The 21,494-nt window shown below is 72.7% G+C and carries 19 protein-coding genes and 1 tRNA gene; 2 read left to right on the forward strand and 18 right to left on the reverse strand.

The features are described 5' to 3' along the window. Positions 1-141: 141 nt before the first annotated feature. The 13 genes from ACFW48_RS33080 to ACFW48_RS33140 all read right to left on the reverse strand — a co-directional run bounded on the left by ACFW48_RS33080 (position 142) and on the right by ACFW48_RS33140 (position 10,914). A tRNA-Pro gene (locus ACFW48_RS33080) sits at positions 142-215 on the reverse strand. Positions 216-318: 103 nt separating this feature from the next. Further along, positions 319-1,644, reverse strand: coding sequence for an MFS transporter (locus ACFW48_RS33085; protein ID WP_386321385.1), 1,326 nt, complete (start codon positions 1,642-1,644; stop codon positions 319-321). Between the two features lie 184 nt (positions 1,645-1,828). Continuing rightward, on the reverse strand, positions 1,829-2,188 hold the full coding sequence (locus tag ACFW48_RS33090; RefSeq protein WP_386321387.1) for an MmcQ/YjbR family DNA-binding protein: 360 nt from the start codon (positions 2,186-2,188) through the stop codon (positions 1,829-1,831). A 57-nt stretch (positions 2,189-2,245) separates the two neighbouring features. After that, positions 2,246-2,764 (reverse strand): GNAT family N-acetyltransferase, encoded by a 519-nt coding sequence (locus tag ACFW48_RS33095; RefSeq protein ID WP_386321389.1) that lies wholly within the window; start codon positions 2,762-2,764, stop codon positions 2,246-2,248. Continuing rightward, positions 2,761-3,339, reverse strand: coding sequence for a helix-turn-helix domain-containing protein (locus tag ACFW48_RS33100; protein ID WP_386321494.1), 579 nt, complete (start codon positions 3,337-3,339; stop codon positions 2,761-2,763). Before ACFW48_RS33100 ends, ACFW48_RS33095 begins: the two co-directional genes overlap by 4 nt. A gap of 66 nt (positions 3,340-3,405) precedes the next feature. Continuing rightward, positions 3,406-4,308: a LysR family transcriptional regulator gene (locus ACFW48_RS33105; RefSeq protein ID WP_386321392.1), complete on the reverse strand. Its 903-nt coding sequence runs from the start codon at positions 4,306-4,308 to the stop codon at positions 3,406-3,408. 59 nt (positions 4,309-4,367) lie between these two features. Beyond that, complete coding sequence (locus ACFW48_RS33110; protein ID WP_386321395.1) at positions 4,368-5,561, reverse strand: glycine C-acetyltransferase; 1,194 nt, start codon at positions 5,559-5,561, stop codon at positions 4,368-4,370. Between the two features lie 42 nt (positions 5,562-5,603). Then, positions 5,604-6,632 (reverse strand): L-threonine 3-dehydrogenase, encoded by a 1,029-nt coding sequence (gene tdh / locus ACFW48_RS33115; RefSeq protein WP_386321398.1) that lies wholly within the window; start codon positions 6,630-6,632, stop codon positions 5,604-5,606. A gap of 178 nt (positions 6,633-6,810) precedes the next feature. After that, positions 6,811-7,386 (reverse strand): GAF domain-containing protein, encoded by a 576-nt coding sequence (locus tag ACFW48_RS33120; RefSeq protein ID WP_386321401.1) that lies wholly within the window; start codon positions 7,384-7,386, stop codon positions 6,811-6,813. Positions 7,387-7,468: 82 nt separating this feature from the next. Continuing rightward, positions 7,469-8,113 (reverse strand): ATP/GTP-binding protein, encoded by a 645-nt coding sequence (locus tag ACFW48_RS33125; RefSeq protein WP_386321404.1) that lies wholly within the window; start codon positions 8,111-8,113, stop codon positions 7,469-7,471. Beyond that, complete coding sequence (locus ACFW48_RS33130; RefSeq protein ID WP_193776113.1) at positions 8,091-8,465, reverse strand: DUF742 domain-containing protein; 375 nt, start codon at positions 8,463-8,465, stop codon at positions 8,091-8,093. Before ACFW48_RS33130 ends, ACFW48_RS33125 begins: the two co-directional genes overlap by 23 nt. A gap of 2 nt (positions 8,466-8,467) precedes the next feature. Beyond that, the gene (locus ACFW48_RS33135; RefSeq protein WP_279560566.1) at positions 8,468-8,902 is read right to left on the reverse strand and encodes a roadblock/LC7 domain-containing protein; all 435 of its coding nucleotides are present in this window, start codon (positions 8,900-8,902) and stop codon (positions 8,468-8,470) included. 98 nt (positions 8,903-9,000) lie between these two features. After that, complete coding sequence (locus tag ACFW48_RS33140; RefSeq protein ID WP_386321409.1) at positions 9,001-10,914, reverse strand: ATP-binding protein; 1,914 nt, start codon at positions 10,912-10,914, stop codon at positions 9,001-9,003. Between the two features lie 475 nt (positions 10,915-11,389). Here ACFW48_RS33140 and ACFW48_RS33145 point away from each other — a divergent pair, with 475 nt between their 5' ends. Beyond that, complete coding sequence (locus tag ACFW48_RS33145) at positions 11,390-12,895, forward strand: aldehyde dehydrogenase family protein (protein ID WP_386321412.1); 1,506 nt, start codon at positions 11,390-11,392, stop codon at positions 12,893-12,895. 26 nt (positions 12,896-12,921) lie between these two features. Here ACFW48_RS33145 and ACFW48_RS33150 read toward each other — a convergent pair whose 3' ends face one another. Further along, positions 12,922-13,518, reverse strand: a complete 597-nt coding sequence (locus tag ACFW48_RS33150) for a TetR/AcrR family transcriptional regulator (RefSeq protein WP_386321414.1) — start codon at positions 13,516-13,518, stop codon at positions 12,922-12,924. 74 nt (positions 13,519-13,592) lie between these two features. On the opposite strand from ACFW48_RS33150, the gene ACFW48_RS33155 reads away from it, so the two are divergent. Beyond that, on the forward strand, positions 13,593-14,732 hold the full coding sequence (locus ACFW48_RS33155) for an acyl-CoA dehydrogenase family protein (protein WP_386321416.1): 1,140 nt from the start codon (positions 13,593-13,595) through the stop codon (positions 14,730-14,732). Between the two features lie 59 nt (positions 14,733-14,791). On the opposite strand, the gene ACFW48_RS33160 is transcribed toward ACFW48_RS33155, so the two are convergent. The 4 genes from ACFW48_RS33160 to ACFW48_RS33175 all read right to left on the reverse strand — a co-directional run bounded on the left by ACFW48_RS33160 (position 14,792) and on the right by ACFW48_RS33175 (position 21,458). Then, positions 14,792-16,624 carry an AMP-dependent synthetase/ligase gene (locus ACFW48_RS33160; protein ID WP_386321418.1) on the reverse strand — a complete coding sequence of 611 codons (1,833 nt, stop codon included), beginning with the start codon at positions 16,622-16,624 and terminating at the stop codon, positions 14,792-14,794. A gap of 111 nt (positions 16,625-16,735) precedes the next feature. Continuing rightward, complete coding sequence (locus tag ACFW48_RS33165; protein ID WP_386321421.1) at positions 16,736-18,949, reverse strand: 3-hydroxyacyl-CoA dehydrogenase NAD-binding domain-containing protein; 2,214 nt, start codon at positions 18,947-18,949, stop codon at positions 16,736-16,738. 51 nt (positions 18,950-19,000) lie between these two features. After that, positions 19,001-20,215: an acetyl-CoA C-acetyltransferase gene (locus tag ACFW48_RS33170; protein WP_386321424.1), complete on the reverse strand. Its 1,215-nt coding sequence runs from the start codon at positions 20,213-20,215 to the stop codon at positions 19,001-19,003. Between the two features lie 100 nt (positions 20,216-20,315). Next, positions 20,316-21,458, reverse strand: coding sequence for an acyl-CoA dehydrogenase family protein (locus ACFW48_RS33175; RefSeq protein ID WP_386321496.1), 1,143 nt, complete (start codon positions 21,456-21,458; stop codon positions 20,316-20,318). Between the last annotated feature and the right edge of the window lie 36 nt (positions 21,459-21,494).

A 21,494-nucleotide genomic window follows, 5' to 3' on the forward strand; every position in this document is an offset into this window, starting at 1 on the left:
GCACCACGCTCACTGCCGAGCCCGATCGCCGTGACCCGCTGGCCTCGGTCAAGGGCGCCGGTCCCCATCTGGTCCGCAAGAATGATCAAGGGCCGGTTTCGGATGCCTCCGAAACCGGCCCTGACCTGCGACTGTCTCCAGTCGGGACGACAGGATTTGAACCTGCGACCCCTTGACCCCCAGTCAAGTGCGCTACCAAGCTGCGCCACGTCCCGTTGCCCGTCTGACCTGGGGTTTCCCCCGGCCGAACGCGCAGGAAAACCATACCGCACTCGGGCCGGTGGTCGCGCATCGCTTTCCCGGGGGCGCCGTCCGCCGTCAGCACTTCTCCGCACGGGACGGCTCGGGTGCGGCCGCCGTGCGGTCGGAGCCGGCCGCGGCCGCGTCGACCCGCACCAGTCCGCGTACCGCCGGTATCAGCAGCAGGGCGGCGCAGACGGCGAAGCTCGTCGCGCCGGCGACGAGCAGCACGTGGTCGGCGCCGATGGCCGAGGCGGCCGGTCCCGCGAGGGCCTGGCCGACGGGCATCATGGCCAGCGAGCCCGCCACGTCGTAGGCGTGGATGCGGTTGAGGACGTCCGGCGGGACCTGGGTTTGCACACTGGTCGCCCACATGACGCCCCAGAAGGACATCCCGGCCCCGGCGACGGCGGCTCCGGTCGCCATGGCGGGGACGCCGAGCCCGGCTCCGACGCTCGCGGGGAAGGCGGCGAAGCCGACGAGGGCGATCGCGCCGGCACGGAGCATGCGGCGGGGACGCAGCCGCACCGCGAGGAGCCCGCCGACGACGGTTCCCGCACCCAGGGCGGAGTTGACCAGGCCGTACGCGCGTGGACCGTGCTCCTGCACCACCTCGGTCGCCACCAGCGGGACGGTCGGGCCCCACACGGCGATCATGTAGACGCACCAGACGGCGATGACGCCCCACAGCCACTGCCGGGAGCGGAACTCCCGCCACCCCTCGACCAGGTCGGCGCGGAAGGCCTTCGCCCCGCCGCCGACCACCACTCGGCTGCCCGGCGCGAGCGGAGGCAGCCGGAGCAGCAGCAGGCACAGGGCGCTGATTCCGTACGTGGTCGCATGGGCGGCGAAGACCCCGCCCGGTGAGGCGAAGCCGACCAGGAGACCGGCCACGGCGGGTCCCGCGAGCTGGGCGGCGGACTCGGCGACGCGTATCGCGCCGTTCGCGCCCTGGATGTCGGAGGCGAGCCGGGGCACGGTGCTGGCGACACCGGGCTGGAAGACTGCGCCCGCGACGCCGTTGACGAAACCGATGGCGCAGATCTGCCACAGCACGACGTGGCCGGAGAAGAACAGGCCGGCGGCCAGCGCCTGGGTGCCGAGCCGCACCAGGTCGGCGCCGATCATCAGTTTGCGGGTGCTGAAGCGGTCGGCGAGCACCCCGCCGAAGACGACCAGACCGGCGAACGCGGCGGCCGTCGCGGCCATGGCGAGACCGACCGCGCCCGCCCCGTACCCGTGCTGGAGCAGACCGGCGGCGAGCGCGACGGGCAGCATGGTGTCGCCCAGCCGGGCGATGGCCCGGGCCACGAAGAACAGCGCGAAGTCCCGCGACCAGACGGCTCGCGCCGCGCCCGCCCCGGCCGCCCCCTCGTGCGTGGACTGCGATGACGTCCCGGCCATCCCGCGCTCTCCCCTCCACGGCCGGCCCCCGCCGGCCACCGCCCCGTGCGGCCCCCGCTGATCCCCGCGCGGCCCCTGATCCCCGCGCGCGTCGTACGTCCGACAGCCGGAGCCCCCCTCCGGCCCCGGCTGCCACGCCTGCCCCGGATCATGCCACGGGGCACTGACAACGCCCGAGGGGTTTTCAGCCCCCGGCCGGCAGCCCCAGCCGGGGATGGGCCTCCAGCAGCCGGGTCGGGGCCGCCTGGCGCCAGGAGTCGGCGAGGATGTCGCGCAGCTCGTCCTCGCCCTCCAGGACGGCGAGGCGGGCCCGCACCCAGGCGAACTGCGCCTCGTGGCCGGCGATCCAGAACTTCCCCGGCTCGGCCAGCACGAGTTCGTCGCGCTCCTCCTTGGGGCAGCGCACCGCGATGGAGGTCTCGTCCTCGGGCAGCGTGGCGAACATCTTCCCCGCGACCCGGAACGTGGGCATGCTCCAGGCGATCTTCTCCGTCGTTTCCGGCAGGGACAGGGCGATACGGCGTACGTCTTCTGCGTCCGGCATGTCAGGCACGGTAGCCGCCGCCACTGACATTCGCCCGGCTCCGGCCGGGGCGCCCGCCTACCTGCCGACCCGCTTGAAGTAGAGCGTCGTCGGCCGCAGTTGCCCGCCCGGGTCCGCCGCGTAGTCGGGGATCGTTCCGGCGCGGGTCCACCCGGTGGAGCGGTAGAGGTGCTCGGCGGGGCTGCCGGTCTCGGTGTCCAGGTGGAGCAGGGAGATGCCGGCCGCGGCGGCCGCCTCCTCGGCGGCGGTCAGGAGCCGGCGGCCGAGCCCCCGGCCGCGCGCCGTGCCGGAGACCATCAGCTTGACCAGCTCGGCGCGGTGGCGGCTGTTGGGCTTGTCGGGCAGGGCGAGACTCACCGTTCCGAGCACCCGGTCCCCCTCGTGCGCGACCCAGACGGCGAGCTGCCCGGCGGTGACGGCCGCGGCCCGCTCCCGCCACCAGGCGACGGCATCCGCCCGGTCGAGCGGCGCGAGGAAGCCGACGGACGCGCCGCCCTCGACGGTGTCGGTCAGCAGGTCGGCCAACTCCTCCAGCAGTGCAGTGAGTCGTCCCTCGTCCACGCGGCTCACGATCACGGCAGCACCACCACCAGCGCATAGCGCACGTCCTCGGGGCCGGCGCACCAGAACCTCGTCGGCCCCCACACTCGCATCCGCAGGCAGTCCCCGGTGCCGAGGTGGTGCTCGACGTCCTGGGCCGTCACCTCCAGGGCCCCTTCGAGAACCCAGATGTGCTGTTCCAGGCCGGGCACGGGCGGCCGGTCGTAGGCGAGGTCGGCGCCGGCGGCGAGCCGTCCCTCGACCAGTTCGCCGCGCAGCCCGGCGTGCGGCGGGGACACGGAGCGGCGTACGAACCCGGCGGACCGGTCCTCCCACACCGGCTGCTCGCCGGCCCTCACCAGCAGCGCGGGTTCCGCCTCGACCTCACTGAGCAGCCGGGACATGGTCCGTCCGTAGACGGCGCACAGGCGGTTCAGCAGGGAGGCGGTGGGGCTGATCTCCGCTCGTTCGGCGCGGGACAGCGTGGACCGGCTCACTCCGCTGCGCTCCGCCAACTCGCCGAGCGACCAGCCGCGTTCGGCCCGAAGCTCGGCCAGCCGGGCGGCGAGCCGGGCGTCCACGGGGTCGGGAGCCTTCGACCCCTCATCCATGTCTCTCATATTCGGGATGCTATCCCGGATATGGGACGGACAGGAGACAGCCGTGTTAACGAGACCTCACGCCCGGGCCGCCTCGTCGAGCGCGTCCAGGACCGGGCGGATCAGCGGGTGCTCCTCGGCTCCCCGGCGGACGGCCGCGAAGACGCGACGGGTGGGCGCGACCCCGTCGACCGGGCGGACGACCACGCCCGTGAGGTCCGTGCCGTGCAGCGCCGAGCGCGGGACGAGTGCCACGCCGACATCGGCCGCGGCGAGCGACACGACCGCGCGGAAGTCGTCCGAGGAGTGCTCCATGCGGGGCTGGAAGCCGGCGCTCTCGCAGGCCAGGACCACCACGTCATGGCAGGGGTTGCCCGGGTAGGGGCCGATCCACGGGTCCTTGGCCAGCTCCCCGAGCGGCACCTCGTCGGCGTCGGCGAGGCGGTGGGCGAGGGGGACGACCGCGTCGAAGGGCTCGGCGTACAGGGGGACGTGGGTCAGCCGCGGATCGTCGGCGGGCGGCGCCCCCCGGTACTCGACGGCGACGGCCACGTCGACCTGCCGGTCGAGGACCATCGGCAGACTGGCGTCGCCCTCGGCGTCCTGGACGCGTATGCGGATGCCGGGCGCCGACTCGGCGAGGCGGGCCAGCGCGGGTGCGACGACCAGGGCGATACCGGTCGCGAAGGAGGCGACCGTGACCGTGCCCGCGTCGCCCGAGCTGTACGCGGCGAGTTCCGCCTCGGCCCGCTCCAGCTGGGCGAGGACGGCGTTGGTGTGGCTGAGCAGGATCTCGCCGGCCGGGGTCAGCCGTACGCCCTTGGCGCCGCGCTCGACCAGGCGGTGGCCGGTCTCCTGCTCCAGGGCGGCCAGCTGCTGGGAGACCGCCGACGGGGTGAGGTACAGCGCGGCGGCAGCCGCCGTCACGGTGCGGTGGTCCGCCACCGCCCGGAGGATGTGCAGCCGCCGCGCTTCGATCACGGGATCGATTCTCTCACCCGCCGCACCCGCCGCGCCCGGGGCCGCAGGTCACGCCCGCGTCAGGCGTCCAGTTCCTTGCGCGCCGCCACGAACGCGTCCACCGCGCGGTTCACATCCGCCGTGGAGTGGGCGGCGGACAGCTGCACCCGGATGCGGGCCTGGCCCTGCGGCACGACCGGGTAGGAGAAGCCGATCACGTACACCCCGCGCTCCAGCAGCAGCTCCGCCATGCGGCCCGCCCTCGACGCGTCGCCGATCATCACCGGCGCGATGGCGTGGTCGCCGGGGAGAATGTCGAAGCCCTCCTCGGTCATCCGGCGGCGGAACAGGGCGGTGTTCTCGGCGAGCCGCACACGCAGGTCGTCGGCCGACTCCAGCAGGTCGAGCACCTTGAGGGAGGCGGCGGCGATCACCGGGGCGAGGGTGTTGGAGAAGAGGTACGGCCGGGAGCGCTGGCGCAGCAGGGCGACGATCTCGGCGCGGGCGGCGACGTAGCCGCCGGAGGCGCCGCCGAGGGCCTTGCCGAGGGTGCCGGTGATGATGTCGACGCGGTCCATGACACCGTGCAGCTCGGGGGTGCCGCGCCCGCCGGGGCCGACGAAGCCGACGGCGTGCGAGTCGTCGACCATGACCATCGCGTCGTAGCGGTCGGCCAGGTCGCAGATCTCGGCGAGCGGGGCGACGTAGCCGTCCATGGAGAAGACGCCGTCGGTGACGATCAGCCTGCGGCGGGCGTCGCCGGCGGCCTTGAGCTGCGCCTCCAGATCGGCCATGTCGCGGTTGGCGTAGCGCAGGCGCCTGGCCTTGCTGAGGCGGATGCCGTCGATGATCGACGCGTGGTTCAGGGCGTCGGAGATCACCGCGTCCTCAGGGCCGAGGAGGGTCTCGAAGACGCCGCCGTTGGCGTCGAAGCAGGAGGAGTAGAGGATCGTGTCCTCCTGGCCGAGGAACGCGGAGAGCCGGGCCTCCAGTTCCTTGTGCACCTCCTGGGTGCCGCAGATGAAGCGCACGGACGCCATGCCGTAGCCCCAGCGGTCCAGCGCCTCGTGGGCGGCGGCGACGACCTCGGGGTGGTCGGCGAGGCCGAGGTAGTTGTTGGCGCAGAAGTTGAGGACCTCGCCGGGGCGGCCGCCGGCGGTGACGTTCACGGTCGCGGACTGCGGCGTGCCGATCACGCGCTCGGGCTTGTGCAGGCCTGCGGCGCGGATCTCGTCGAGGGTGGCGCGCAGGTCGTCGCGCACGGAGTCGAACATGTCGGAAGCTCCTAGGGGGGCGGGTGGCTTGTGCGGGCTGACTTACGCGGTCCAGTCGAGGATGACCTTGCCGCCCTTGCCGCCGGCGGCGTCGTCGAACGCGGCCTCGTGGTCGCGGTGGGAGTACCGGCCGGTGATCACGGGAGCGAGGTCGAGACCGCCCTCCAGGAGCACCGACATGGCGTACCAGGTCTCGAACATCTCGCGGCCGTAGATGCCCTTGACGGTGATCATGGAGGTGACGATGCGGGCCCAGTCGACCGGGAACTCCTCGGACGGCAGGCCGAGCATCCCGATCCGGCCGCCGTGCGTCATGTTGGCGATCATGTCGCGCATGGCCTCGGGTCGGCCGGACATCTCCAGGCCGATGTCGAAGCCCTCGCGCAGGCCCAGTTCGCGCTGTCCGTCGGCGATGGTCGCCTTCGACACGTCGAGGGCGAGGCTCACGCCGACCTTGAGCGCCAGTTCCAGGCGTTCCTCGCTCACGTCGGTGATCACGACGTTGCGGGCCCCCGCGTGCCGGGCGACGGCGGCCGCCATCAGGCCGATCGGCCCGGCGCCGGTGATGAGGACGTCCTCGCCGACCAGCGGGAAGGACAGGGCGGTGTGCACGGCGTTGCCGAACGGGTCGAAGATCGCGGCGACGTCGAGGTCGACGGGGACGCGGTGCACCCAGACGTTGGTGGCGGGCAGGGCGACGTACTCGGCGAACGCGCCGTCCCGGCCGACGCCGAGTCCGACGGTGGCGCGGCACAGGTGGCGCCGGCCGGCCAGGCAGTTGCGGCACTTGCCGCAGACCAGGTGTCCTTCGCCGCTGACCCGGTCGCCCGCCTTGATGTCGGTGACGTCCCGCCCGGTGTCGACGACCTCGCCGACGAACTCGTGCCCGACGACGAGGGGGGTGCGGATGGCCTGCCGCGCCCAGCCGTCCCAGGCCCGGATGTGCAGGTCGGTGCCGCAGATGCCGGTGCGCAGCACCTTGATGAGGACGTCACCGGGTCCGATGGTGGGCTCGGGGACGTCCGCGAGCCGGAGGCCGGGCTCCGCCTTCTCCTTGACCAGCGCCTTCAACGCTACGGCTCCTGACGGTGAGGTCCCGGCTCCGGGCATGCAGAGGCAGCCCGCGTCCGGGAAGGGGAGGGGAATCGCACAGCAATCTGCCGTATGACACCGTCCCGGGTCCATCGAGCCTTTCTTAAGCCCGGTCGCAGCTTTCCTTCACGCCCTCACACCGGTCGCGCCCGTCGGCTCACAGCGGGAGTCCGTCCTCCGCGCTGCGTTCGATGCGCCGTACGAGATCGGCCGCCGTCGACTTGATCGTCGCCAGGCCCGCCCTGCCCCAGGTCCGGGGCCTTACGTCGGCGGCGGACACCGCGCCAAGCACCGTCCCCGTGCTGTCGATGAGCGGGGCTCCCAGGTAGGAGCGGATGCCGAACTCGTCGACGACCGGGTTGCCCGCGAAGCGCGGATAGTCGCGCACGTCCTCCAGGACCAGGGCCTTGCGCCGGACCACCACATGGGGGCAGAAGCCGTGGTCGCGCGGTTGGACCCGGGTGAACTCGGGACTGGTGCCGTCCCCCCGCGTCACCGGCGGGATCTCGGGCACCCGCAGGCCCGCGAAGAACTGCCCGCCCTCGACCAGGAAGTTGACCATCGCGTACGGCGCCTCGGCGAGCCCGGCGAGATGGGCCGCGTAGGCGTCGAGCGCCGGATCCGGGCGTTCCGCCAGACCGAGCCGGCGCAGCCGTCGCACCCGTGCGGGGGCCTCCCGGTCCTCGGGAGTGAGCAGCAGCCGTCCGACCGGGCGCGGCGGGTCATAGCTCATGGGCGGGCTCCGTCGCTGTGGGCGTGCGTCATGTGCGGCTCCGTGGCGGTGGGTACGGGAATCACCTGGGGTCACCTGGGGATCACCTGTGGGCGCCGTGCCCCGTCGTGGGGGCCGGTGTGTGGGCGATGAGGTGGCGTACGAGGGTGAGCAGGGTCTGTACGCCGGAACTGGAGATCCGGGCGTCGCAGCGCACGATCGGGATCTCGGGATGGAGGTCCATGGCGGCGCGCACCTCCTCGGGGTCGTAGCGGTACGCACCGTCGAACTCGTTGATCGCGACGATGAAGCCGAGTCCGCGTTCCTCGAAGAAGTCGACGGCGGCGAAGGACTCCTCGAGGCGGCGGGTGTCGGCGATGATCACGGCACCGAGGGCGCCCTCGCACAACTCGTCCCACATGAACCAGAACCGTTCCTGGCCGGGCGTCCCGAACAGGTACAGCACGTGTTCCGGGTCGAGGGTGAGGCGGCCGAAGTCCATGGCCACGGTCGTTTCGAGTTTGTTCTCGATTCCGTCGAGGTTGTCGGTCGCGGCGCTGACCGTGGTGAGCAGTTCCTCCGTGCTCAGCGGTGCGATCTCGCTGACCGCGCCGACGAAGGTCGTCTTGCCCACTCCGAACCCGCCCGCCACGAGGATCTTCAGCGCGGTGGGGAAGGGGTCGTTGGTGTCGTGGCCGGATCCCGGGACGGGTCCGTGGCCGTAGTCAGAGCTGTCGTCGTAGTCCATCGAGCACTGCCTCCAGAAGGGCCCGGTCCGTGGGGTTGTGGTGGAACGAGGCGGGGGGTTTGGTGGTCAGCGCACCGCAGTCGACGAGGTCCGACAGCAGCACTTTGGTGACTGCCACCGGAAGCCTCAGATGAGCGGCGAGCTCGGCGACCGGGAGGGGCGCCCGGCACAGGTCGAGTGCCTGCGCGTGTTCGGGACCGAGGTAACCGAGGGGGGTCGCCCCCGTGGCCATCACCTGGGACATCAGGTCGAGCTCGACGGTGGGCCGGGTACGGCCGTTGCTCACGGTGAAGGGGCGCACCAGCCGTCCGGCCGCGTCGTCGAGCCAGGGCCCGTCGCCGGCCGCGGCCACCCTCAAGGCCTCATCGCCGGGGGTTCGACGGCGTGCTGCCGGGGCGCGGTGACCAGGTAGGGGCGGACGCTCTTGACCAGCATCGCCATCTCGTAGCCGAGCACCGCCGCGTCGGCCTCGCGGCCGGCCAGCACGGCGAGGCAGGTGCCGGAGCCGGCGGTGGTGACGAAGAGCAGGGTCGAGTCGAGTTCGACGACGACCTGCCGTACGTCCCCGCCGTCGCCGAAGCGGACACCGGCGCTGCGGCCGAGGGAGTACAGGCCGGAGGCCAGGGCCGCCATGTGGTCGGCGCTGTCCGCGTCGAGGCCGTGGACGGACTTCACCAGTCCGTCGCAGGACAGGAGCACCGCGCTGGACGTGTGCGGCACGCGCTGCACGAGGCCGCTCATCAGCCAGTCGAGGTCGGATACATGGCCGGTCGGCGCGTCGCTCGCCATGGTGGATCGACTCCTTGGGGTACGAAGGTCTGCGGGAGCGCTGGTCGTGGTGGTGGGGGTGGGGGTGTGGAGGAAGCGAGGGGTGGTCGCGGGGTTGCTCATCCGGCCGGGTCTCTGTGGGTCGGTTCCATGGGGGTCGGTTCCACGGAGGTCGGTTCCATAGGGGCTGGTTCCATAGGGACCGGTTCCATGGCGGCCGGTTCCGTGGCGGCCGGTTCCATGGCGGCCGGTTCCGTGGAGGCCGGCGCCGGATCGACGTGGGTCGGCTCCAGGGGGGCCGGCTCCATGTGCTGCTGGGCCTCCGCGAGGCCGATGCCGCGTTGGAAGGCCGCCATGAGTCCGGGGTCGTGGCCGGCGTGCTGCTCGGGTTCCTGGCGCGGTGCGGGGCCGCCGCGCAGCTGGGGGGCGATGTGCTCCTGGGCGCGGCGGCGGGGCAGTTGGGGCTTGCCCATGGTGCCGCGCACCGCACTGTGGCGCGGGACGGGCGGGGTGGCCGCGTGCTCGGCGAGGACACCCCGGTCTTCGGGCCGGACACCGGGCACGGCGGCTGCCGGGGTGGGCCGGTCCCGGTGGGCGCCGCGCACGGGCAGCGGCACGGGTTCGCCTCCGTCCGCCCTGCGGGACGCGGCCGGCGCGGGCACCGTGGGGGCGGATGCGAAGGGGAGGGGAGCGGGTGCGGCTGCGGCGGGAGCCGGCGGCATCGCGGGGGCGCCGGTCTGCGGCTGCTGCCGGGGCGGCGGTAGCGCCACGGGTTCGGCCCCGCCGGCCTCCGCCGGCCGGGCCCCGCTCCCGGGGAGCGCTCCCGGCTCCGTGCCCAGCAGGGCCTGCGGCACGACCAGTACGGCCTGGACACCGCCGTAGATGTTGGTCTGCAGGCGGACGGTGATCCCGTGCCTCTTGGCGAGCTGGGAGACGACGTACAGCCCGATGCGGCCGTCCGCGAGCAGGCGGGCGACGTTGACCTGGTCGGGGTCGGCGAGGAGGGCGTTCATCCGGCTCTGTTCGCCGACGGGCATGCCGAGTCCGCGGTCCTCGACCTCGACGGCGAGGCCCGAGGTGACGAGGTTGGCGCGCATCAGCACCTGGGTCTGCGGGGCGGAGAACAGGGTGGCGTTCTCGACGAGTTCGGCCAGCAGGTGGATGACGTCGGCGACGGCGTGGCCGCGCAGGGTGCCGTCGATCGGCGGGACCAGCCGGACGCGCGAGTACTGCTCGACCTCGGCGATGGCCGAGCGGAGCACCTCGGTCATGTCGACGGGGTTGCTCCACTGCCGGCGCGAGACGGCGCCGCCCATCACGGCGAGGTTCTCGGCATGGCGGCGGATGCGGGTGGCGAGGTGGTCGACGTGGAAGAGGCCCTTGAGGAGGTCGGGGTCCTCGATCTCGTTCTCCAGCTCGTCCAGGATGGAGATCTCCCGGTGCACCAGCGACTGCAGGCGCCGGGCGAGGTTGACGAAGACCTCCAGCTTCTGTTCGCTGCCCGCCTGGCTGGAGAGCTGGGCGGCCCGGACGACGGCGGTGACGGCACCGTCGTGGGCGCGGGTCAGGTCGGCGGCGAGCAGTTCGAAGTCGTCGGCGTCGTCCGGCGGTCCGCCGCGCGGTTTGCGCTGGGGCGGCGTCTCGCCGCGGCGCAACGCCTCGACCACGGCGCGCAGCTCGCCCTCCGAGCGCGCGGTGCTGCGGCGCAGGGCGCCGACGCGGTCGTGTACGGACCGCGCGGCGCGGTCGGCGGCGACGGCGGCGATGACGACGGCCGCGAGGGTCACCGAGACCGCCCCGGCGAGCACGCCCCACAGGACGAGGCCGGGCCGGGCGCCGGTGGACCGGACGGTGAACAGGACGACCGCGCAGGCGCTGAGGGCCACCGCGACGGGCGGCAGCACGGCGAGACGCAGGAGTTGGGGGCGTATGTGGGTCTCAGGCAGCGCGGGGGCGGTACGGGAGGCCGGCCGGCCGTGCCGCCCGCCCTCACGGCGGTCTGCTCGCGCGGCCGGGGCGCGGAGGTGAGACATCGGGGTCCTCGTACTGGTCCGTTGGTCCGTCGGGCCCGGATCGGGCCCTGGTGCTCGCGCGTGGTGGCGGATGCCACGCGGACACGCGACGCCACGCGGGCACGCGTCGTCGCGGTGTCGACCGAGCGGACCGGGGGATCCGGTCTACGTCGCCCGACGGACACTGACAGTAGTCGCCCGGACATCATGTGCGGTGGGCAGTTGCCAAAGTCCCTCGGACAACGTCCCGCTCTGGTATGAGGCTTCGTACGACAGCCCGATAAGCCGGTGAAGCTTCCGTTCGCGAAGCACTGGGAACTGGTCCGACTCGATCAAGTTCAGTCACCGCGAGTGACGGCGGAGCCCCCGCCCCGACGGGAGAGAAGAACTCCGGGAAGCGGTGAGGGCACATGGCGCACCTCCCTCGCGGCCGGAGTATTGACGCACCCATGAAACAAGTAAATAGTTTTTGTATCTTCGATTCACAGGGGGCCCGATGACCGAAACCACCCCGGACGCCGCACCCCGCACCGCGACGTTCACCACCCGCTCCCCGGCGACCGGCGAGCCACTCGCCGAGCATCCGGTGGCCGGCCCCGAGCAGGTCGCCCGTGCCGTGGCCCGGGCCCGGGAGGCCCAGGCGGAGTGGGCCGCGCTGCCCCCGGCCCGGCGCCGCGACCAGCTGCTGCGCTGGAAGCGGGCCCTGGCCTCCGACTTGGACACCGTCGCCCGGACCATCGCCGAGGAGACCGGCAAGCCGGCCGGTGACGCCGCGCTGGAGGTCGTCCTCACGCTGGAGCACCTGGGGTGGGCCGCCCGCAACGCCGACCGCGTGCTGTGCCGACGGCGGGTGCGCACCGGGCTGTTCGCCGTCCACCAGCGGGCCTCGCTGGTGCACCGGCCGCTGGGCGTGGTCGGCGTGATCGGGCCCTGGAACTACCCCTGCTACACCCCGATGGGCTCCGTCGGGTACGCCCTGGCGGCCGGGAACGCCGTGGTACTCAAGCCGTCCGAGCTGACCCCGGGCACGGGCCTGCTGCTCGCCGAGTCGTTCGACGCCGCCGTGCCCGCGCACGCCGGCCTGCTCACGACCGTCACCGGCGCCGCGGCCACCGGAGAGGCGCTGGCCCGCTCCGGGGTCGACAAGCTGGCGTTCACCGGATCGCCCGGGACGGCGCGCGAGGTGATGGCCGTGTGCGCCGAGACGCTCATCCCGTTCCTCGCCGAGTGCGGCGGGAAGGACGCCGTGATCGTCACCGCGGACGCCGATCTGGACGCCGCCGCCGACGCGATCGTGTGGGGCGCGCTGAGCAACGCCGGACAGACCTGCGCGGGTGTGGAACGCGTCTACGCCGTGCGCGGGATCCACGCGGCGCTGTGCGAGCGGGTGGTGAAGCGCGCCGGTGCGCTGCGCCCGGGCGCCGACGGCGACGCGGCCTACGGTCCGATGACCCTGCCGGGCCAGGTCGGGACCGTCGGGCGGCACGTGACCGGAGCGGTCGCCTCGGGCGCGCGGGCCCTGCTGGGCGGGCCCGAGTCCGTCCGGGCGCCGTACGTCGCGCCCGTCGTCCTGACCGACGTGCCGGAGGACTCGGCGGCCATGACGGAGGAGACCTTCGGACCGGTCGTCGCGATCAACGCGGTGGCCGACGTGGACGAGGCGGTGGCCCGCGCCAACGACTCGCGGTACGCGCTGGGAGCCGCGGTGTTCTGCCGGAACCGGCGCACCGGAGCCGCGATCGCGGCGCGGCTGCGCGCGGGGGCGGTGTCGGTGAACTCGGTGCTGGGCTTCGCGGCGGTGCCGGCGCTGCCGTTCGGCGGCTCGGGGGACTCCGGCTTCGGTCGGATCCACGGCGAGGAGGGACTGCGGGCCTTCACCGCCGTGCAGTCCACGACGGTGCAGCGGTTCACCCCGCCGATCGCGCTGACCTCCTTCGAGGTACCGGCCGCCGCCCGGGAGCGCGCGGTACGGCTGGCCCGGACACTGCACCTGCGGCGCTGACTCGCTGGGCGGCGCCCCCCGGCCGGTCAGGCGTGCAGCAGGGGGGCGAGGTAGCGACGGGCGAAGGCCCGGGCCTGCTCCTCGTCCTCCATCTCGATGCAGCCGGCCGGGTTGAGCAGGAAGGAGACGGCCACCCGCACCATCAGCTCGGCGACCGGGCGCGGATCCTCGTCCGGGCGGCCCTCGGCCTGCTGCGCCCGGCGCAGATGGCCCGTCAGGTACTCGACGGTGGCGGCGAGCGAGGAGCCGCCGTGCACGGTCAGGTAGGGCAGCACCACCTCGGGTTCCAGGCGCAGCAGGCCGCCGAAGAGCGGATGCGCGCGGGTGTGGCGCAGGGCGACGACGAATCCCTCGACGACCCGCTCCTCCATGGTGGGCAGCGCCGCCACCGCCGAGTCCAGCCGCTGGAAGAACCGGCTGTTCTCACGCAGCAGGGTGTGCTCGACCAGTCTGTCCTTGGTCTGGAAGCGCCGGTAGACGGTGACCCGGGAGACGCCGGCCCGTTTGGCGACGTCGTCCACGGAGGAACGGCGCAGGCCGAAGACGGTGAACTGCTCCAGCGCGGCGTCGAGGATGCGCCGTGCGGTCGGGTCCTCCGCCTCGGTCTCCGGGACCGTGCTCACGAAACCGATACCCCCGTCCCGGGAAATCAAGAAACAACCACCAACACTTTGTAACACGACTTCTGGAGGACCTGATGGGCAGTCGTCTCACCGAGGAGCAGTCCGTGTTCGTGGCGGCCGTCAGAGATTTCGCCAAGCGCGAGTGCGGCACCCGGGAGCAGCGGGACGCGCTGACCGGGGCGGGTCGCGAGGCGCACCATCCGGGGCTGTACGGCAGGCTCGCCGGCCTCGGCTGGCTCGGGGTGTGCCTGCCGGAGGAGTACGGGGGCGCCGGCGGAGGGCTGGCCGACGCCTGCCTGTTCCTGGAGGAGACCTCGTACGGGCTGGTCCCGGCCGGCGGTTTCATCACCACCGTCATCGCCGCGAAGGCGTACGAACGGTTCGGCACCGAGCGGCAGCGGCAGGAGGTGCTGTCCGGCGCCGTGCGCGGCGACGTGCTGTCGATCGCCATGTCGGAGCCGGGGGCCGGGTCGGACGTCGGCGCGCTGCGCTGCCGGGCCCGGCGGGACGCGGACGGCGGCTGGGTGATCGACGGGCAGAAGACCTGGATCTCCAACGCGCACCACGCGAAGAGCATCCTGCTGGTGGCCCGCACCGGCGAGGACAAGCACGGCGGGCTGACCATGTTCCACCTGCCCTCCGACACCCCGGGCGTGGAGGTGCGGGGGATCGAGACCATGGGCGGCAGGGAGGTCAACGACGTGTTCCTCACCGGCGTCCGGCTGCCCGCCGACGCGGTGGTGGGCCGGGTGGACGACGGCTGGCGGCAGTTGATGGCCGGGCTGAACCACGAACGGCTCTTCCTGGCCTCGAACATGCTGGGCCTGGCGCGCCGCGCCTTCGACGACGCGCTCGCCTACGTCCGTGAACGCGAGCAGTTCGGGCGGCCGGTCGGCTCCTTCCAGGCGCTGCGGCACCGGGTGGCCGACCTCGCCACCGAGATCGAGTGCACCCGGCTGCTGGTGCGCGAGGTGGCCCGGGACTGCGACGCGCAGCCGGACGAACTGTTCCCGCGGGAGGCGTCCATGGCCAAGCTGAAGGCCACCGAGATCGCCAAGCGGGCCGCTCTGGAGGGCATGCAGATGATGGGCGGCTACGGCTACACCACCGAGTTCGACATGGAGCGCCACCTGCGGGCCGCGGTCGTTTCCACGGTCTACGGCGGGACCAGCGAGATCCAGCGCGACGTGATCGGCAAGACCTACGGCCTCTGAACCGGCCCTGTGTGAGGCGCCCCGCCCACCCGGTCGGGTCGGGCGGGGCGCCTCCCTCTTCAGTCCTGGTAGAGCCCGGACAGCGCGTCGGCGTACTTGTCCCGGATCACCCGGCGCCGCATCTTCAGTGAGGGCGTCAGTTCGCCGGTCGCCGGGCCCCACTCCTCGGACAGCAGCTCGTACCGCTTCACCTGCTCGGTGCGGTTGAGCCGGGAGTTGGCGGCGGCCACCGCGCGCTCCACCTCGGCCCGGACGGCGGGGTGCCGGACCAGCCCGGCGAGTCCGCCGTCCGCCTCGACACCGTTGGCCGCGGCCCAGGCGGGGGCCGCCTCCGCGTCGAGCACCAGCAGGGCGACGAGGTAGGAGCGGTGGTCGCCGTGGACCAGCGCCTGACCGATCAGCGGGTGCTCCTTGAGCGCGTTCTCCACCAGGGCGGGCGAGACGTTCTTGCCCGTCGAGGTGATGATCATCTCCTTCTTCCGGTCGGTGAGCCAGAGATAGCCGTCCTCGTCCGTCCGGCCGATGTCGCCGGTGGCCAGCCAGCCGTCGGCGTCCACGGCGGACCGCACCGATCCGTCCGGCTGGAGATAGCCGGCGAAGACGGACTCGCCGCGCACCTCGATCTCGCCGTCCGCGGCGATCCGGACCTCCACGGACTCCACGGGGCGACCCACCGAACCGATCCGGAAGCCGGTTCGCGGGCTGTTGGTGGTGGCCACGCCGGTGGTCTCCGTCAGCCCCCAGGCATCCATGATCACGATGCCGAACCCGGCCCAGAAGTCCACCACGTCGACCGGCATGGGCGCCGACGCGCTGGCCGCCCAGGTCACCCGGTCCAGTCCGCCCGCGGCCAGCAGCGGCAGCAGGACGTCCTGGCGGGCACGGGCGTAGCGCTGCTCCAGCTCGGCGGGGGGCGTCTCCCCCCGCTCGCGGTACCCGACGTGCTCGCGGGCCACCGCGGACGCCGCGTCGATGGCCTCCCGCTCCCCGGCCGGCATCAGGGAGAGGACGGCCCGCACGGCGGCGCACAGCTTCTCCCAGATCCGCGGCACTCCGAAGAACTGCGCGGGCCGCACCTTGCGCACGACCGTGCCCACGGCCGTGGGGTCGGCGCAGAGGTAGACGTGCGAGGCCCGGTGGCAGGGCAGGTAGATGCCCAGCATGCGCTCGGCGATGTGGGCGAACGGCAGGTAGCAGATGTGCTCGACGTGCGGCGGCAGCTCCACCACGGCGTCCAGCGCGAGGGCGTTGGCGATCACCTGACGATGGGTCAGGACGACGCCCTTGGGCTCCCCGGTGGTTCCGGAGGTGTAGACGACGGTCAGCGAATCCCCGGGACCCGCGGCGTCCAGCTCCTTCGCGAACCGCTCCGGCGCCGGGGCCCGAAGCAGGGCGGCGTACGGGACGTGGCCGCCCTCGGCGCCCGCCTCGGCCACCACCAGCCGCGCCAGCGGGGTGCCGCCGTCGGTCAGCAGCGGCTCCCACACCTCCACCTGCGCCGTCCCCTCCACCACGGCGACACGGGCCCGGCAGTTGCGGGCGATGTGCGTGATCTGTTCGGGGGCCGCGGTGCCGTAGACGCTGACCGGGACGGCACCGAGGCGGACGAGCGCCAGGTCGGACAGCCAGTGCTCGGGACGGTTGGCCATCATCATCAGCACGTGGTCGCCGCGGCCGACGCCGAGCGCCGCGTACCCGGCGGCCAGCCGCCCGGTGTGCTCGTGGATCTCCGCCCAGGTGAGCGTCGCCCAGGCGCCGTCCCCGTCCGCCGGCTGCCAGGAGAGGCCGGGGAGCCCGGGGTACTCACGGGCGTTGCGGACAAGCAGCTGCGGCAGGGTCCGGTAGGCCGGGGCGTCGGGCGGTTCGCCCGTGGTACGGGGCGCTGATGTCATCGGGGCCTCCTTGCGGTTCGGATGGGAGCGTCCGGGGAGACCGGGGCGGTGGGGCGCCCCGGCAGGCGTGCCGGGAGCAGCGCGGCGGGGGTGCGGAGGGCCGCCGGGTGATCAGGAGAGGGGTCGGGAGTCCGTGAAGGTCTCGCCCCGCTCGGCCTTGCGCAGCAGCAGCGCGGGCGGCGTGAACCGCTCGCCGTGGCGGTCGGCGAGCTCCCGCGCGCGGGCCACGAAGCCGGGCGGGCCGGCACCTGCCCCGGCGTGGCCGTCGTAGCCGTTGATGTACTGGAGGACGCCGCCGGTCCAGCCGGGGAAGCCGATGCCGAGCAGCGAGCCGATGTTGGCGTCCGCCACCGAGACCAGTACACCCTCCTCCAGGCAGCGCACCGAGTCCAGGGCCTCCACGAAGAGCATCCGCTCCGTCAACTCGGTCAGGTCGGCGGGCCGCTTCACGGGCTCCGTGAAGTGCGCGCGCAGGCCCGGCCACAGACCGACCCGTTTGCCGTTCGCGTAGTCGTAGAAGCCGGCACCGCCCGAGCGTCCCGGGCGGCCGAACTCGTCGATCATGCGGTCCACGACGGCGTCCGCGGGGTGCGGCTCCCAGGTCTGCCCCGACTCCTCGGCCGCGCGGCGGGACTCCTCGCGGATGCTGCGCGGAAGGGTGAGGGTCAGCTCGTCCATCAGCGAGAGCACCTTGGCCGGGTAGCCGGCCTGGGCCGCCGCCTGTTCCACGGAGGCGGGCTCGATGCCCTCGCCGACCATCGCCACGCCCTCGTTGATGAAGTGGCCGATGACCCGGGAGGTGAAGAAACCACGCGAGTCGTTGACCACGATCGGCGTCTTGCTGATCTGCCGGACCAGGTCGAAGGCGCGCGCCAGCGCCTCCTGCCCCGTCCGCTCACCCTTGATGATCTCGACCAGCGGCATCTTGTCGACCGGCGAGAAGAAGTGCAGCCCGATGAAGTCCACCTGACGCTCGACACCCTCGGCCAGCGCGGTGATGGGCAGCGTGGAGGTGTTCGAGCACAGCAGCGCGTCCGGGGCCACGACGTCCTGGACCTCCTGGAACACCTTGTGCTTGAGAGAGGTGTCCTCGAAGACGGCCTCGATGACCGCGTCACAGCCCGCGAGGTCGGCCACCTCGGCGGTCGGCGTGATACGGGCCAGCAGCGCGTCCGCGTTCTCCCGGCTCGTACGGCCCTTGGCCACCGCCTTGGCGCACAGCTTCTCCGAGTAGCCCTTGCCCTTGACGGCCGACTCCAGGGCGACGTCCTTCAAAACCACCTCGATGCCCGCACGGGCACACGAGTAGGCGATGCCCGCACCCATCATCCCGGCACCGAGGACGGCGACCTTCGCCACCTTGCGCGGCTCCACGCCCACGGGGCGGTTCGCACCGGAGTTGACGGCCTGGAGGTCGAAGAAGAACGCCTGGATCATGTTCTTGGTGATCTGCCCGGTGACGAGTTCCGTCAGGTACCGGGCCTCCACGACGAAGGCCGTGTCCACGTCGACCTGGGCGCTCTCCACGGCCGCCGCGAGGATGTTGCGCGGCGCCGGGCAGGGAGCGCCGCCCGTCCTCTTCCTCAGCAGCGAGGGAAGGGCGGGGAGTCGGGCGGCGAACTCCGGGTTCGAGGGCGTGCCCCCGGGGATGCGGTAGTCAGGGGCGTCCCACCGCTGGGCCGACGCCGGGTTGGCGTTCACGAACGCCCTTGCCCTGCTCAGGAGTTCGTCCCGGTCGGCGGCGATCTCGTCGACCAGGCCGGCTTCCAGTGCGCGAGCCGGTCCGTACTGTGTGCCTTCCAGGAGGACCTTCCGCAGCGCCTCCTCGACGCCGAACATCCGGACGGTGCGGGTCACTCCCCCGCCTCCGGGCAGCAGGCCCAGGGTGACTTCGGGACACCCGACGCGGGCGGCCGGGGTGTCCAGGACCACGCGGTGGTGGCAGGCGAGAGCGATCTCGTAACCGCCTCCCAGAGCGGCGCCGTTGATCGCCGCGACGACCGGCTTGCCCAGGGTCTCCAGGACGCGCAGCGCGCGCTTGACCCGCATACCGGCCTCGAAGGACTTCTGCGCGCTCTCGGGGGTCACGGAGATCAGGTCGCGCAGGTCGCCGCCGGCGAAGAAGCTCTTCTTGGCGGAGGCGACGATGACGCCCCGGATGTCGTCACGGCGTTCCGCGAGCCGCGCCGCGACGGCGTCCAGCGAGTCGATGAACGCGGCGTTCATGGTGTTGACGGACTGGTCGGGATCGTCCAGGACGAGCGTGACGACGTGGTCCTCGGACTCTTCCCAGCGGATGGTGGAGGGCTGCGCGGTGGTGTCCATGGCTGAGGTCTCTCCCGTGAAGGCGGACGGGCTGCTGAGGAGGCGGCGCGCTCAGAGGCGTTCGACGACGGTGGCGGTGCCCATGCCGCCGCCGACGCACAGGGTGGCGAGGCCGTAGCGCTTGTCCTGGCGCTCCAGTTCGTCGACGAGCGTGCCGAGGATCATCGCGCCGGTGGCCCCGAGCGGGTGGCCCATCGCGATGGCGCCGCCGTTGACGTTGACCTTGTCCAGGGACAGGCCCATGTCCTTGACGAAACGCAGGACGACCGCAGCGAACGCCTCGTTGATCTCGACGAGGTCGATGTCGTCGATGGTCAGCCCGGCCCTGGCGAGCGCCTTGCGAGTGGCGGGGGCGGGCCCGGTCAGCATGATGGTGGGCTCGGAGCCGGACACGGCGGCGGAGACGATCCGCGCGCGCGGGGCGAGCCCGTAGCGATCGCCCACCTCCTTGGAGCCGATGGCGACGAGGGAGGCGCCGTCGACGATGCCGGAGGAGTTGCCCGCGTGGTGGACGTGGTCGATCTGCTCCACCCAGTGGTACTTCTGCAGCGCCACGGCGTCGAAGCCGCCGAGTTCGCCGACATCGGCGAAGGAGGGCTTGAGGCCCGCGAGGCTCTCGGCGGTGGTGCCGGGCCGCAGGTGCTCGTCACGGTCGAGGACGGTGAGGCCGGCGCGGTCCCGGACGGGCACGACGGACCGCTCGAAGCGGTTCTCCTTCCAGGCGTTGGCCGCGCGCTCCTGGGAGAGGGCCGCGTACTCGTCGACGTCGCGGCGGGTGAAGCCCTCCAGGGTGGCGATCAGGTCGGCGCCGACGCCCTGCGGGACGAAGCCGGTGGCGAGGTTGGTCATCGGGTCGTTGAACCAGGCGCCGCCGTCGCTGCCCATCGGGACGCGGGACATGGACTCCACGCCGCCGGCCAGTACCAGGTCCTCCCACCCCGAACGCACCTTCATCGCCGCCATGTTGACGGCCTCGAGACCCGAGGCGCAGAAGCGGTTCTCCTGGACGCCCGCCACGGTGTCCGGCAGCCCGGCCGCGACGGCCGCGGTGCGGGCGATGTCGGCGCCCTGGTCGCCGAGGGGGCCGACCACCCCGAGCACGATGTCGTCGATCGCGGCCGGGTCGAGGGCCGGGAAGCGGCGGAGGGTCTCGTGGACCAGGCCGACGACCAGGTCGATCGGTTTGGTGCCGTGCAGGGCGCCGTTCGCCCTGCCGCGTCCGCGCGGGGTGCGGATCGCGTCGTACACGTACGCTTCGGTGCTCACCTTGGGTGCCCTCCGAGTGGGTTCATGAGAAGCCGCGGACGCGGTACGGGCTTCGGTGCGGTCGGTCGGTCGGTCGGTCGGTCGGTCGGTCGGTGCCGGGCTAGCCGAGGAGGGAGCGGCCGATGATCTCTTTCATGATCTCGGTGGTGCCGCCGTAGATGGTCTGGATACGGCCGTCGAGGAACGCCCGCGCCACCCGGTACTCGCTCATGTAGCCGTAGCCGCCGTGGAGTTGCAGACAGCGGTCGACGACCCGTTTCTGCAGTTCGGTCGCCCACCACTTGGCCATCGAGGCGTGCACGGCGTCCAGCCGTCCCTGGCTGTGCTCGGTGACGCAGCGGTCCAGGAAGGTCCGGGTGACCGCCGCCTCGGTGGCCATCTCGGCGATCTCGAAGCGGATGTGCTGGAGCTTCGCCAGCGGCCGTCCGAACGCCTCGCGCTCCTTCACGTACCGCGTGGTGACGTCCAGGATCTCCTCGGCCGCGGCGGCGGCGCCGACCGCGATGGCCAGCCGCTCCTGGGCGAGGTTGCCCATCAGGTAGGTGAAGGCACGGTTCTCCTCCCCCAGCAGGTTCTCCTTGGGGACGCGTACGTCGTTGAAGAACAGCTCCGCGGTGTCCTGCGCCTTCTGGCCGATCTTGTCGAGGTTGCGGCCGCGTTCGAAGCCGTCCGTGCCGCGCTCGACGACGAGCAGGCTCTGCCCCGCGCCGCCGCCCTCGGGCGTCGTGCGGGCCACCACGACGACGAGGTCGGCGAGGATGCCGTTGGAGATGAAGGTCTTCGAGCCGTTGAGCAGGTAGTGGTCGCCCTGGTCGACGGCGGTGGTACGGATGCCCCGCAGGTCGGAACCGGCTCCGGGTTCCGTCATGGCGATGGCGGTGACGACGTCGCCGGAGACGAAGCCGGGCAGCCAGCGCCGCTTCTGCTCCTCGGTGGCCAGCCGGGTCAGGTACGGGCCGACGATGTCGTTGTGCAGGCTCAGGGCCAGTCCGGAGGCGCCGGCGCGGGCGAACTCCTCGATGAGCACGGCGCTGTAGCGGAAGTCCTCGGTGCCACCGCCGCCATACTCCTCGCCGACGGCCAGGCCCAGCAGGCCCTGACGGCCCGCCGCGCACCACACCTCGCGGTCGACGACGCCGTTGCGTTCCCACCGTTCGTGGTGCGGGGCCACCTCCTTGGCGAGGAAGGTCCGCACCGTCTCGCGGAAGGCCTCGTGGTCGGGGCCGTACAGGTCTCGTTCCAAGGTCTCCAAGGTCTCCAAGGTCACAGCCAACTCCTC

It is taken from the genome of Streptomyces sp. NPDC058812, assembly GCF_042744565.1.
GTDB lineage: Bacteria > Actinomycetota > Actinomycetes > Streptomycetales > Streptomycetaceae > Streptomyces > Streptomyces thinghirensis.